We start from the raw sequence: 13273 nt of genomic DNA on the forward strand, positions 1-13273 counted from the left end.
TCTTCTTTTTTATTTATGAGGTTTAAATCTAAGGAAATCGAAAATAGCTACTTGGCAGAGAGTACTAGAAGAAATAAACAACATCCGTAAAAAGAAAGCAGGAGAAAGAGGCGGCTTCTCAGATCGAGTCTTCCTAATCGAAGTAACCGATAACTAGCCCCTCCTAAGCCCCTTACAAGCCCCTACCAAGTAATAAATCACTAAGAAAAAGCACAACAAAACAAAAACACCAACAAACACCGTAGTAGGAGTCGAAAAAATTTTTGAAATAACACGCCAAAAACCCGGCCATCCTCCCATATATATTATGAAGAGGTTTTCACTTTTGAACGGAGACGGGAGGAATTGGGATGGCGGTGTATCGTACGGTGCAGGTGAATTTTTGGCAGGATGATTTTGTTTTGGATTTGACGCCGGAGGAGCGGTATTTTTATGTGTATTTGTTAACTTGTTCGAAGACGACGCAGTGTGGGATTTTTCCTTTTCCAAAGCGGTTAGCTGAGATGGAGACTGGTTATAATCGGGAGACTGTTGATAAGCTTGTGCAGCGCTTCATTGATTATGGGAAGATTCTTTATGATGCGGATACGCGGGAGTTATTCGTTTTGAATTGGCTTCGTTATAATCCGGTGACGAATACGAATGTGGAGAAGTGCGTGCTTCGTGAGCTTAAGGGTGTGAAGAATAAGGAGTTTGTACATATGTTTCTTCAGAAGTGCGCTGAGGAAGAGCTGAATGTTCCGATGCTTTTAGCGCATTTCGGTATGCCGAGTGATTTGGCTGTGGATGATGTTGAGCCAGTTTGTGAGGAGATAGAGGCGGAAGAAGAGGTTATAGAGGAAGAGACGGGAAGTCGTGTGTTTTCTTTTTATGAGCAACATTTCGGTAGTTTGTCTCCTTTTGCGGTGGAGGAACTGAGTGCGTGGATGGATGATTTGTCGGAGGAGCTTGTGCTGAAGGCTCTTCAAATTGCGTTTGAGAATAATAAGCGAACGATTGCTTATGTGAAGGGCATTTTGAGAGGTTGGCATGGGAAAGGTTTTACGAAAGTTTCTGAGGTTGAGGCGGATACGGCGTGCTTTAGGAAGAAGGAGTCGTCTGTTAGTACGGGGGAGACGGAGGAGTTTTTGGCGAGGTGTGAGGAGTGGGAGAAGAATGCGCCATCTGAGGAAGAGTTGCAGCGCTTTTTAGCGGAGCGCGGGTGGCGGCCATGAGTATTCAAAATGTGGAGGCGGAGAAGACGGTGTTAGGTTCTCTATTAATTGATGGAGAGCTTATTAAGGAGTGCCGTTTGACGGAGCAGTATTTTTCTATGCCAGTACATAAGTCTATATTTCAGTTAATGCGAAAGATGGAATCAGAGGGGCAACCGATTGATCTTGTGACGTTCATTTCTCGGGTAGATCCGAAGTTTTTAGAGGGGATCGGGGGAATGGCGTATTTTATAGGGTTAATGGATGGTGTGCCTACTACTGCCAACTTCTCTTATTATGAGGGGCTTGTTCGAGGTGCGTGGAAAATGTATCAGGCTGGTGTTCTCGGGCACAAGATGGGAGAGCGTCTTATTGCGGAGAAGAGTGAGAAAGTTATCGGTGAGACGATTACGGCACTTTGTGAATTAGAGGAGAAAGACTCTGTATGTGAGTTTGATTTGAAGGATGCGTTAGTTGATTTGTATGAGGAGCTTCATCAAGATGTGAAAGAGATTACTGGTATTGAGACTGGTTATACATCGTTAAATAAAATGACGTGCGGATTGCAGGAAGGTGATTTTGTCGTTCTTGGTGCGCGTCCTTCTATGGGGAAGACTGCGTTTGCGCTTAATGTTGGATTGCATGCGGCGAAGTCTGGAGTGGCGGTTGGATTGTTTTCGTTAGAGATGAGTAGTAAGCAATTGTTAAAAAGGATGGCTTCTTGCATAGGTGAAGTGTCAGGGGGTAGGCTGAAAAATCCGAAGCATCGTTTTGCGATGGAAGATTGGGAGAAGGTAAGTAAGGCGTTTGCGGAGATTGGTGAGTTGCCATTTGAGATTTACGACAATGCAGGCGTTACGGTACAAGATATTTGGATGCAAACTCGTAAGTTAAAGAGGAAGCACGGTGATAAAAAGCTTTTAGTCATTGTAGATTATTTGCAGCTTATTACGGGTGATCCAAAGCATAAGGGTAATCGATTTCAAGAGATTAGTGAAATTTCTCGTAAGCTTAAAGTATTAGCACGGGAATTAAATGTTTGTGTAGTAGCGTTATCGCAATTATCTCGTTCGGTAGAAGCACGACAAGATAAGCGACCTCTTTTATCTGATTTAAGAGAGACGGGACAAATTGAGCAAGATGCGGATGTCATTATGCTTATGTATCGTGAGGATTATTACGATAAGGAAACGAAGCAGAAGGAGATGACGGAGATTCATGTGGCGAAGCATCGAAACGGACCTGTTGGTAGTTTTAAGCTGAGATTTTTGAAGGAGTTTGGGCAGTTTGTGGAGGGGGTAAAGTAGTGAAAGGGCAAGTTGTTTTGAAAATAGTATCTGCATGTGAACGAAAGTTGTAACGCTAATTTTATAAGTTATATAATAAAGAAAATGGTAACTAATAGTTAAGGGGGATTAGCTATTGGCAGGGAATGATATTTCTTATCATAATAAAGATATTCTGATGAAGTTTTTAAGTGAATGTTATAGGGATAAAGGGCTTGAAGCATATGGGTTAAAAGGTTATCCAAGAATAAAAGAATTGTTGCTAAATGAATTTTCGAGAGTTCGTGCAGATCAAAGGCGCTCAGATACTTTATTTGAAATGGAAGATGGTTCAATTTTAATGTTAGAGTATGAAAGTAATACCCGTTTCCTCGAAAACCATTTGAAGTATATGGATTATGCGAATCAAATTATGTATCGTTACTATAATAAGAGGAAAGAGTTACCGGATATTCGAATCGTAGTTATTTATACAAGTGAGGTAATGAATCCTATAGAAGAAATAGATGTATGTAGTATACGTTTAAATTCTAAAGCGGTCTTACTAAATGAATACAATGGTGATGCCATTCTTCAAAAGATTATTAGAAAAATGGAAGAAGGAAAATCTTTGACGGATGAAGAAACCATGAAATTAATACTTGTACCACTTATGCATAGTAGAGAGAAAAGACAAATTTTAATTGAAAAAACGATAGAAGTAGCAAAGTGTATCTCCGATGAGCAAGAACAAATTCAAGTTATTGCTGGGATTCTTGTAGCTACAGATAAATTTATTGATGAAGACTACGCGAAAAAGGTAAAGGAGTGGTTACGGATGACAAAAGTGGGTCGTTTATATGAACAAGAGAAGCAAGAAGAAATTGATAAAGCACTTTCGGCAGCTGGAATGCTCTTTAAAGGAATGAGTGTAGAAGAAATAGCTAAAAAATTAGATGTAACAATTGAAAAGGTGAAAGAGTGGGAGAAGCGTTTATCTCATTAATCGCTGGGGTAACGGCAGCGTCTGTATAAATTTATACAAAAATAGCCGAATATTTATTATATAATAGTCGGCTATTTTTGTACGGAGAAGTTGTTAGGTTTAATACGCAAATCTTTTGGTTTGCTCTTGAATATATTCCTCATTTCCCCATAAAGAAAGATCTTCTCTCTGCAGTAATCCATTGCTGCAAGTCATCTTGGCTACGTCGGACAAGTCGATTTACTAAAACATCATGCCATACATAATCCTCTAATAAGTATATATGAACGGGGTCATCTGTATAAAAAGCAATATTACGCTCTTCAAGTGATGGTCCATAAATCATCTCTTTAGAATCTATCGATAAAATAAACCAATGTTCTGTAGACAAGGTTTCTGTATAAGGTGTTATGCGATGGGCTTCTAGATTTTTAATGGGATTTTCAACATGTAGGGTAATACCTTGTATTGTAACTTTATCAGCTACTTCAGATAGATCTTCTTTTAACGCTTCATACATCTCATCCCACATTGAAATGACAATACGTCGTTCTGCTTTTTTTATTAATGTCTGACAGTAGCTAATGATTGTTTGATTGTCTTTTAAAGTAATTACTCGATTATTCGTTTTTTCCTCGGAAGTTTCTAGTTTTTTTAATGAATCACTTATTCCTTCGTAAGTAGATTGCCATTCTGTTTGCGCCTTCTGTAAAAAGATTTCAACAGGTAGAGGTGAATAGCGAGTGGTGTCATTTATTTCTTCCTTCATGACAATTCCTTTTTCTACAAGGTTACCTAAAATCTCATAAATTCGCGCTCTTGGGACACCCGAATCCTTACTCACTTGGTAGGCTGTGACAGGCCCTTGTTTAACAAGAGATACATAAGATTTAGCTTCATATTCATTGAAACCAATTTTTTTAAGCTGTTGCACTATGTAGTCCACTTTTTTCGTCCTCCGATGTTTGCTTTTATCCCGCTTTAACGGGCAGTAAGACCCCCACCTCAAAATTCAGCGGAAGCAAAGAAGTTAGGTGGGAATCAACTGCCCGTAAAAGCCCGATTGGTTCAACGTTACAATAACTCTTTACATTTAGCAAATTGGTAGTTACTATTACAATAGTGACTAAAGGGGAGGTTAACAATATGGATTTTTATTTAGACCCATCCGTATTAATGATTTTGATTGTTTTTGGATTTGTAGCTGCATTTATTGATTCAGTTGTAGGTGGTGGTGGACTCATTGCTTTACCAGCTTTATTATTTACAGGACTGAATCCAGCAAGTGCAGTAGCTACGAATAAACTAGCATCGACAATGGGAAGTGCAACTAGTAATATTGTGTTTTATCGTTCTGGTAATCTTGATTTGAAATCGGCGTTTAAATTATTTCCAATCACTTTCATAGGTTCCATAATAGGGGCATGGACCGTTCATTTAATGAATCCAGAAGTACTGAAGCCATTAATGCTGATCATGCTTGGTGTGGTCGCTATTTATACGATATTCAAGAAGGATTGGGGAAGTATTTCCACTCATAAGAAATTGTCTGGTCGACACGTCATTATTTTTACCTTTTTTATTTTTGCTATTGGTTTTTATGATGGATTTCTAGGGCCTGGCACAGGTTCGTTTTTAATGTTTTCTCTTTTATTTATTGGGTATGATTTTTTAAAAGCAGCAGGTACTGCGAAGTTTCTTAATTTAGGAAGTAATGTTGGTGCATTGTTGATGTTTATGTACGTAGGGCAAGTAAACTATGTGTATGGCTTCATAATGGGGATTGCTCAAATTGCTGGAGGAATTGTCGGCTCCAAATTCGCTATAAAAAAAGGAAGTGGGTATGTTCGTGCTCTTTTCATTACAGTAACTTGTTTATTGTTAGCGAAAAATCTGTATGACTATATTCAGTAAGTAATTAAAGAGCGTAGAAAAGGTCAAATATGTAGATTACATAAAATATAAGAAGACACTAGGGGAAATTCCTTTTAACATTTTTCATTAAAAAAGAAAATTTAAGTGAAGAGAATAAAAATAATATAAACTCATATTTTCTATATAAAATTTCATTTGTTTTGTTTACATAATATCTTTACAATCATTTGCTAAAATATATGTAACTGCATATTGTGAGGGTGGGTGGTTATCCCTTCTTTCCATTTGGAAGGAAAGGGGGTAATAATATGGAGTTTTTGTTTGACCTTGTAAAAGAATTTGTAAAAGCGACTGTACGTGAAGTTTCAGCGTATTTTTTGCGGAAGCAACTTCTGAGTAAGGACAACAAAAAACCCACTCCGCGCCGTAGGAAGCAAAAGGGTGGGTTTCGTAAAAAATAATAACGTATAATAACCACCACCCATACGGTAGCAGTTAAGGAAGAGATGTTAGCCCATCTCTTCTTTTTATTATATGCCATTTTATTTGATGTCATACTTATATAGTATTCTACGGAAAATATATCATATTCCTATTTTGTGGTCAATTTGATCCCGCTTTAACGGGCAGTAAGACCCCCACCTCAAAATTCAGTGGAAGCAAAGAAGTTAGGTGGGGGTCGGGCTGTCCGTAAAAGTCCGATTGGTGAGGGCTGATTAAAGTTTCACTTTATTGCATGATTGAAAAGTTGTAGTCTTATTCCTCTTCAAACTGAAAAATATCCCGATTAATAAGTTGATGGAGATACCTATCCATTTCAGCAGCAGAAACTTTTCTTTCACTTTTAAACCACCACGCGCTTAATGAGGTGATTGCCCCTGAATAAAATTCAATGATTAAATCATTGGGCATCGTATGATTTTTGTGCAGTTGATTTAACGCGTCTATTTCTTGTTTTCTCGTTTCGTGACTTAAATGCTGTGTTCGGTTAATAAATTGTTCATCAGACATTTGCGTTTCTAATATTTTACCGATTTCTTCATGGTGTAGAAATTGTTCCATTACTTGAAATGGTTTACTTAATCGATCTGAAACTGGTATTTCAGCAATCATCTTGCTGTATCGTTTAAATCCAAATGCTAATAAAGCATCTTTATCTTCAAAGTGTTTATAAAAGGTTGTTCGGTGTACCATCGCGCGGTCACATATTTGGTTAATCGTGATCGTACTATATTTCTGTTTTGATTGCGTCATTAATTCAAATAAGGAATCCCACAGTAATTTATGTGTACGTCTAATACGTAAATCAAGTTGTTTTTCATTATCATTCATCTACACTTCTCCTTTTTTGTAGATTAAATATACAGTGGCTGAAAATTGATTCTCCCTTTTTAATCTACATATGTATATTATATTACATGTGTTCTGGTGTATTTAAAGTTTTTTAAGTAAGAAACAGGAGGAGAATCTGTAAATGAATATGACAACTAAGAGCCCTACAAGTGGCAAAGTTGATACTTCTAATTTGAAACATACCCCCATTTTAATTGCATTACTTTTAGGTGCAATGGTTGCATTATTAAATGAAACATTACTTGGAAATGCGTTAACGGTATTAATGAAAGAATTTGACGTAACGGCTTCAACGATTCAATGGCTTTCTACAGCATACATGTTAGTAGTTGGGGTTTTAGTTCCAATTACAGCATTACTTCAGCAATGGCTCACAACGAGACAAATGTTTTTGATCGCTATGGTAACGTTTTTAGTCGGTACATTAATTGCAGGATTCGCACCGACATTTTCCGTTTTATTAATTGGCCGTATCGTCCAAGCTGTAGCGACGGGGTTAATTACACCGTTATTAATGAATACGATTTTAATCATTTGTCCACCTGAAAAACGTGGTGCGACAATGGGATTAATCGCACTCGTGATGATGGCAGCTCCGGCAATTGGCCCTACATTATCTGGAGTAATTGTGGATTCATTAAATTGGCGCTGGTTATTCTATATTGTTATTCCTATCGTGATCATTTCCATTATGATTGGGATGAAGTACATTCAAAATGTTTCAGAGTTAACAAGGCCAAAAGTAGATTACCCATCTATCCTTTTATCGACATTAGGATTTGGCGGGCTTGTGTATAGCTTTAGTGCATCGGGTGATTTAGGATGGTCCGATGCAAAAGTGTATGGCACTTTAATTGTTGGGCTTATCTCATTATGTATTTTTGCCGTTCGACAATTGAAAATTGAGAATCCAATTTTAGAATTACGAGCATTTAAAGTTCCGATGTTTACATTATCAGTTGGATTAATTGTCATTGTGATGATGTCGCTATTTTCAACGATGACTTTATTACCGATGTTCCTGCAAACAGTTTTACTCGTTACAGCTTTTAAATCAGGAATCATCATGCTTCCGGGAAGTGTTATTAGCGCCATAATGGGACCAATCGCAGGTAAACTATTTGATAAATTTAGTCCGAAAGTTATTATCGTTCCCGGTATTGTGTTAGTGGGGATAGCAATGTTCTTATTTAAAGGTATTACTCCTGATACATCAATGGTACAAATTATTGTTATGCATAGCGTATTAATGGTTGGACTCATGTTTGTCATGACGGCACAAACATACGGTTTAAATCAGTTAACACCAGATTTATATCCGCACGGAACAGCACTGTTTAGTACGTTGCAGCAAGTAGCTGGTGCAATTGGTACAGCTATCTTTATTTCGAAAATGTCTTCAGGAGCAACTAAGTATATGGAAAGCTCCGCAAATCCACTGGATCCAGTAGAGAAGTTAAACGGTTTAACGTCAGGGTTCCAAGGTGCATTTGCACTTGGGTTAATCTTTATTATTGTTGCATTTATCGTATCGTTATTCTTAAAAGAAGAGAAAGAAGGAGTAAAGGCAGCGAGGATTTTACAGAACGAACATTAAGGTTTATATAAAAAAGACATCTTTCCCTAGAAAAGATGTCTTTTTTATATTTGTTTCGTAACACTTGTTTTGGGTGTCTTTATACATAAGAATTGGTATGTACAATAATTATCCTTTTTGAGAATAAGGATGCAAAGCCGTACTAATAACTAATAGTTCACCAGATGATTTAGTGACATCGTATATAGATCCTGTTATGAGAATAGGCATAGTCATGATTGTGAAGTTGTTATATTGGTATTAAATGATTTATACGTTTTTTATAGTAAAAATTAGAGACACTTCAATAAAAAGGAATCAAATATGGTACTCTTTAGTTAAGATATTTAAACGAAGACAGGGGAAATGAAGATGGACAAGAAGCTAACGTATTGGCTAGCATCTATTATAGGGGTAGTAGTACTTGCAACTGGTATGACTTATGGAATGTTACAGTTTGCTGAAGTCCCGCTTGAGAGTGAGGACCATGTTTTTGCAGAGGTTAATAAAGAAGACACACTATCGAATGAAGCAGAAGTGAAAGGTTCAAATGCACAACTTCACATTACAGTAACTTCTACTGAAGAAGAAGTGATTTCAGCTATGCATAGCATGACTCATCAAAAAGTAAAAGCGTGTGAAGGAAAGGGAGCAACCCCTATGTCCAAAAAGAATGCAGAGAAAGTAAGAAACATTCTAAACGGAAACAATTTCAAGAATAAAGAAGAGCTATTAGCAATTACTGAAAGATGGGCAAACAGAGATTTTAGTAAAATTTTAGAAGAACATAACTATTTTATTAAACTTCAAGGTGGCAAGATAGGTGAAGCTACAGTAATGGATAAGATAGACGAGAAAGTATTCTGTTTTAATACTTTCGGTGATGATGTAACGGCCGCATTAGTTAAATCAGGAGATCTTCAGCCACGTTAAAGTGTCTTTCTCAATTATAAGAAAAGCCTCAAGTATTCATATACTTGAGGCTTTTCCAATGGAAAGATAGGAATGATCCGAATTCCTTACATTAAGAACAAAGTGGAATTACTCCTAAACCAATTAATAAAGCTGCAGCAACTGCTGGAATTGGTACAGGAATTTGAATACCTTCTACAAATAAGAAATACTGACCACTTACTATTTTAAAACAAACTAATTGCATGGCTATTCCTCCCTTCTTTTAGAATTAATACATTATATTAATTTATCTATTTATTGTTATAGTTGAATTATTCATTTTTAAAAATATAGTTAATATGTGAATAGTTTTCGAAAGGACCTGCTCAATCAATACGAAAAAACATAAGATGAAACGAATCCATTAAAATACATGAGTGAACCTTAGTTTTCCCCTCTTATCTAAAGGAGGAACTATTATGGGTTATGGTGGTAGTTGTGGCGGTTGTGGCTTCTCGGGAGGCTTTGCTTTATTAGTTGTGTTATTCATTTTATTAATCATCGTTGGAGCTTCTTGCTTCTGCTAAAAACTATTGGAAAAGACACTCATATGGAGTGTCTTTTCTTTCGTGCAAAATGATTCCTGATAATATCCAACTGTATATAGTATACGGTATATTTTTTCCTCATTAGACATATAAAAATGTTGGAGGGATGTTATGAAACTAGTAGGGAAGCACATTTATATTCGGCTTTATAAAACTGCTGATGCTAACGAGTTAGCTAACTTACATATTAGAAATCGCGAATTTTTTCAACGGGTTTGCCCGTTGCTCCCAGAAGTTTTTTATACAGAAGAACATCAAAAAATACGTCTTGAACAAGCTCTAAAAAAGACAGCTGAAGGGCAAGTATACCCTTTCGGAATCTTTTTAAGAGAAAATGATAAACTGATTGGAGACATTTCATTAACTCAAATTGTTAGGGGAGACCTCCAAAGCTGTTATACGGGATTTACTTTAGATAAGGAGCATAATGCAAAGGGCTATACAACAGAGGCTCTTCAACTTGTTGTAGATTTTGCTTTTAGGGAATTAAAGTTACATAGAATTGAAGCAGGAGCGATGCTTGATAATTTAGCATCTATTCGTGTATTAGAAAAAGTGGGATTTAAAAAAGAAGGTATAGCGAAAGAAAATATAAGGATTAATGGCAAATGGACAGATCATCAAATATTAGCTATCATCAACAGCTTGGATGTGTAAGCTTATTTTGATTCCAATAAAGATAATTATGTAAAGGGCTGTCTATATCGACAGCTTATTATATTTTTTGCTTAGCGTGATTTTTTCGGCTAATTCAGTAAAAAACGGAAACTCTGCAACCCACGCCAGGATAGGAATGTATAAAAAAATGAATAGCATTATAGGGGTACGGAAACGATTATGGGTTTCAAGGGCCACTCTGAAATTAAATACCACGCTTCGATTTTGATAAGTGTATTTGAGAAACTCTAAATCCTTTAAAATCAATAACTTGTAAGCTTCTCAATAGAGTACACTCTATTGAGAAGGTAAATATGTAATTATGTATATTTATATTTTTTTATTTTAATAGTAATTAAACCTAATATATAATTAAAAAGTTTTTTACGAATTGATAAGGAGATGCGAGTATGAAGAAAACCATAGGACTTATATTATCATTATTTTAATTACTTTCTACCTATGCACCAATGTTTACAGAGGAAGTCGAAGTTTTAAATCAAATAGGCCGCGTCAAAGAGAAAGGAGATTAGTATTATTATGGATCTCTTCAACATAATGCGAATTTTAGACTAAGGGATTTTCAAATTAAAAAACTTGGTTTTACTGTTTATTAAGAAGGTTCCATAAACGGGCTACTACATTTAAAACATGAAACATCTTATGAACTAATTATTGTTTAGACAGAATGACTTAGGTTGTCCTTATGCGAAATATTAGTATGAATAGAAATTTGATAATTATATAAAACGCCGTAAATGAAGGATAAAATAAGTGCTGATTTTGCAATTATATTTTTAAAAATTGAATAGGAGATCTATTATGAATACAATTAAGAAATTATTTTTAAGTTCTGTGATATGTATTTTATTATTCAGTACAGTAGGAACAGCGTATGCAGAACAAAATGGTCAAGTGAATTCATCATCTTTTATTGACGTTCCTAAAACCCACTGGGCATATAAAGAAATGATGTATATGGCTGAAAATAAGATTATAACAGGATACGGAAATGGATATTTCGGTGCTACGGATCCTATTATTCGCGAACATCTTGCTGCATTCTTGTATCGATATTTAAAACCGCAAGATAGTACCAATAATCCATTTGTTGATATTGGTGATAGCAATTTTAAAAAGGAAATTTTGGCACTTACTGCACGGGGCATATTTAGCGTAAATGTAGAGAAACAATTCAATCCGAAAAATAATATGACGCGTGCTGAAATGGCTGCAGTACTGGTCAGAACATTCGATTTAAAACCGAAAGGGAATTTTGACTTTACGGATATGAAAGGTCATTGGGCTAACGAATATGTCAAAATATTAGCTGGGAATAAAATCACAAATGGTACTGGTGATGGCAATTTTAATCCAAATGGACTTGTCACAAGAGAGCAATTTTCTGTGTTCTTATATAGGACAATCATGGCAACATCAGGTATAAAAAACAATGAATCGGTTGGCTGGGTTGTAGATGGAGAAAAGAAATACTATTATGACAAACCAGGCGTGAAACATACTGGATTATTACGTTCAGGGGAGGATACCTATTTCTTCGATAAAAATGGTAATCTAGCTTCAGGATGGAATACCGTAGACGGAAAGGACTACTATTTTGATACGGTAAGTGGAGCTGCACAAAAAGGATGGTTCTCTCAAACTACCCATTGGTATTATGCAGACGATAACGGTGTGATTCAAAAAGGCAATGTAACCTACAAAGGAAAACAATTCCAATTTGATAGAACAGGTAAAATGGTAAAAGGGTGGATAACAATCCAATCCCTCGACCAAAATATCTACAAATCCAGAACAGTTGTAAGGGGATTTGACCCAATAAAAGTTAGAAAGGATGAAATTCTTGAAGTAGTAGGGGAAGACGGTCCTCTATGGTTTAAGGTGAACTACAATGGTCAAACATACGTTGTGCAAAAATTATTTGCAGTCGTGTTTGATCAATCTCTATCTAATAAAATAGATACAATTCGTCAGGACATTGCAGATTTAAAAACTACTGCAAATTTGGTAAAAATATATTCCGAACGCTTTAAAAAAGCAAAAGAAACTAAAAATTATGATATGGCTCTAGTAGATTCAAGTGAACTTGCAGCAAGCTTATCAGGATTTCTAACTACCATAAAAAATTCTGATATGACGAATTTAGTGAATAAAATCTACGAAAAAGAAGCTGATCCAGCTATAAAAGAAAAATACAATTCTACCATCGCTACTTTAGAGATGATGAATGAGGATTTTGGCAAGATCCACAAATTAATGCTACTAAAAGATAGCATAATGGTTTTAGATAAAGCGAATCAGGATTCAGGTAATATTATTCAACAAATTCAGAATGGTAAAAACCTAGCACAACAAGATAAAATTAAGCTTCAAAACTATGCTAACGATATGACGGCGTATAAAAAACAATTGGTCGAATGGTATGCTGATACTTTGACTGCAGTAACGGATCTAACGGTATCGCTTATTGACCAAACAAGTCTTTACTGGCTAACAATCAATGACACATTTGTTGAGCCAGCAGAAAAATGGGTTGGTACATTACCAAAAGATGAAATCAGTAAATTTGCTGATGGGGTTCGGGACTACGGACAACAAGTTACAGCTATGCATGAAGGTTTTAAAAGCAGATTGCCTGAATATAAACAAATGGCCAGTGATTTACGCGTAGTAAATCAAAGTTTCCATAAGTTTGGAGATTCTGTACAAAAAGCTGGTGCATCACTTCATAAACAAGCAGTAATGGCTGATGGACTAATTAATAGTGTCTCAACGCATGTTGCAGAAGCTCAACAAGCATTTCCAACACTACATACAGATATTATGTCTGGATTAGATGCTGCTAA

General features: G+C 36.0%; 13 protein-coding genes and 1 pseudogene. 11 read left to right on the forward strand and 3 right to left on the reverse strand.

Annotation, left to right across the window (positions count from 1 at the left end; all coding sequences use genetic code 11):
* Positions 1 to 64: 64 nt before the first annotated feature.
* The 4 genes and pseudogenes from DOS87_RS30015 to DOS87_RS04920 all read left to right on the forward strand — a co-directional run.
* Positions 65 to 157, forward strand: a pseudogene (locus DOS87_RS30015) (phosphoribosyl-ATP pyrophosphohydrolase); the annotation flags it as partial.
* Positions 158 to 350: 193 nt separating this feature from the next.
* Positions 351 to 1214 (forward strand): DnaD domain-containing protein, encoded by an 864-nt coding sequence (locus tag DOS87_RS04910; protein ID WP_086398407.1) that lies wholly within the window; start codon positions 351 to 353, stop codon positions 1212 to 1214.
* Complete coding sequence (dnaB, locus tag DOS87_RS04915; RefSeq protein WP_142330517.1) at positions 1211 to 2500, forward strand: replicative DNA helicase; 1290 nt, start codon at positions 1211 to 1213, stop codon at positions 2498 to 2500. The genes DOS87_RS04910 and dnaB overlap by 4 nt, the downstream gene beginning before the upstream one ends.
* A gap of 115 nt (positions 2501 to 2615) precedes the next feature.
* Entirely contained in the window at positions 2616 to 3464 is an 849-nt protein-coding gene (locus tag DOS87_RS04920; protein ID WP_000908110.1) for an RpnC/YadD family protein, read from the forward strand.
* 139 nt (positions 3465 to 3603) lie between these two features.
* Here the strand turns inward: DOS87_RS04920 and DOS87_RS04925 are convergent, their stop codons facing one another.
* Entirely contained in the window at positions 3604 to 4389 is a 786-nt protein-coding gene (locus DOS87_RS04925; RefSeq protein ID WP_098578205.1) for a TrmB family transcriptional regulator, read from the reverse strand.
* Between the two features lie 200 nt (positions 4390 to 4589).
* Here DOS87_RS04925 and DOS87_RS04930 point away from each other — a divergent pair, with 200 nt between their 5' ends.
* Positions 4590 to 5357 (forward strand): TSUP family transporter, encoded by a 768-nt coding sequence (locus DOS87_RS04930; RefSeq protein ID WP_000348437.1) that lies wholly within the window; start codon positions 4590 to 4592, stop codon positions 5355 to 5357.
* Between the two features lie 269 nt (positions 5358 to 5626).
* Positions 5627 to 5779 (forward strand): hypothetical protein, encoded by a 153-nt coding sequence (locus DOS87_RS04935; protein WP_016082654.1) that lies wholly within the window; start codon positions 5627 to 5629, stop codon positions 5777 to 5779.
* Between the two features lie 295 nt (positions 5780 to 6074).
* Here DOS87_RS04935 and DOS87_RS04940 read toward each other — a convergent pair whose 3' ends face one another.
* Positions 6075 to 6650 (reverse strand): TetR/AcrR family transcriptional regulator, encoded by a 576-nt coding sequence (locus DOS87_RS04940; RefSeq protein WP_098578204.1) that lies wholly within the window; start codon positions 6648 to 6650, stop codon positions 6075 to 6077.
* Between the two features lie 142 nt (positions 6651 to 6792).
* Here DOS87_RS04940 and DOS87_RS04945 point away from each other — a divergent pair, with 142 nt between their 5' ends.
* Both DOS87_RS04945 and DOS87_RS04950 read left to right on the forward strand, forming a co-directional pair.
* Positions 6793 to 8268: an MDR family MFS transporter gene (locus tag DOS87_RS04945; protein ID WP_098506559.1), complete on the forward strand. Its 1476-nt coding sequence runs from the start codon at positions 6793 to 6795 to the stop codon at positions 8266 to 8268.
* Positions 8269 to 8619: 351 nt separating this feature from the next.
* On the forward strand, positions 8620 to 9180 hold the full coding sequence (locus DOS87_RS04950; RefSeq protein ID WP_000358716.1) for a PRK06770 family protein: 561 nt from the start codon (positions 8620 to 8622) through the stop codon (positions 9178 to 9180).
* 91 nt (positions 9181 to 9271) lie between these two features.
* On the opposite strand, the gene DOS87_RS30020 is transcribed toward DOS87_RS04950, so the two are convergent.
* A complete protein-coding gene (locus DOS87_RS30020) occupies positions 9272 to 9406 on the reverse strand; it encodes a hypothetical protein (protein WP_001177693.1) in 135 nt (44 codons plus the stop codon).
* Positions 9407 to 9620: 214 nt separating this feature from the next.
* On the opposite strand from DOS87_RS30020, the gene DOS87_RS04955 reads away from it, so the two are divergent.
* The 3 genes from DOS87_RS04955 to DOS87_RS04965 all read left to right on the forward strand — a co-directional run.
* Positions 9621 to 9728: a YjcZ family sporulation protein gene (locus DOS87_RS04955; protein WP_000540375.1), complete on the forward strand. Its 108-nt coding sequence runs from the start codon at positions 9621 to 9623 to the stop codon at positions 9726 to 9728.
* A 132-nt stretch (positions 9729 to 9860) separates the two neighbouring features.
* Complete coding sequence (locus tag DOS87_RS04960; RefSeq protein ID WP_044783246.1) at positions 9861 to 10406, forward strand: GNAT family N-acetyltransferase; 546 nt, start codon at positions 9861 to 9863, stop codon at positions 10404 to 10406.
* A gap of 822 nt (positions 10407 to 11228) precedes the next feature.
* The coding region (locus DOS87_RS04965) for an S-layer homology domain-containing protein (protein WP_208730218.1) at positions 11229 to 13273 on the forward strand (2045 nt) is incomplete at its 3' end.

The sequence above is a fragment of the Bacillus sp. CR71 genome (genome assembly GCF_003429245.1).
GTDB classification, from domain to species: Bacteria; Bacillota; Bacilli; order Bacillales; family Bacillaceae_G; genus Bacillus_A; species Bacillus_A thuringiensis_S.

Coding starts and splice junctions, on each gene's coding strand:
- DOS87_RS04940 (WP_098578204.1), bottom strand. CDS start 6,650: ATGAATGATAATGAAAAACAACTTGATTTACGTATTAGACGTACACAT.
- DOS87_RS04950 (WP_000358716.1), top strand. CDS start 8,620: ATGGACAAGAAGCTAACGTATTGGCTAGCATCTATTATAGGGGTAGTA.
- DOS87_RS04960 (WP_044783246.1), top strand. CDS start 9,861: ATGAAACTAGTAGGGAAGCACATTTATATTCGGCTTTATAAAACTGCT.
- DOS87_RS04945 (WP_098506559.1), top strand. CDS start 6,793: ATGAATATGACAACTAAGAGCCCTACAAGTGGCAAAGTTGATACTTCT.
- DOS87_RS04935 (WP_016082654.1), top strand. CDS start 5,627: ATGGAGTTTTTGTTTGACCTTGTAAAAGAATTTGTAAAAGCGACTGTA.
- DOS87_RS04955 (WP_000540375.1), top strand. CDS start 9,621: ATGGGTTATGGTGGTAGTTGTGGCGGTTGTGGCTTCTCGGGAGGCTTT.
- DOS87_RS30020 (WP_001177693.1), bottom strand. CDS start 9,406: ATGCAATTAGTTTGTTTTAAAATAGTAAGTGGTCAGTATTTCTTATTT.
- DOS87_RS04910 (WP_086398407.1), top strand. CDS start 351: ATGGCGGTGTATCGTACGGTGCAGGTGAATTTTTGGCAGGATGATTTT.
- DOS87_RS04930 (WP_000348437.1), top strand. CDS start 4,590: ATGGATTTTTATTTAGACCCATCCGTATTAATGATTTTGATTGTTTTT.
- dnaB (WP_142330517.1), top strand. CDS start 1,211: ATGAGTATTCAAAATGTGGAGGCGGAGAAGACGGTGTTAGGTTCTCTA.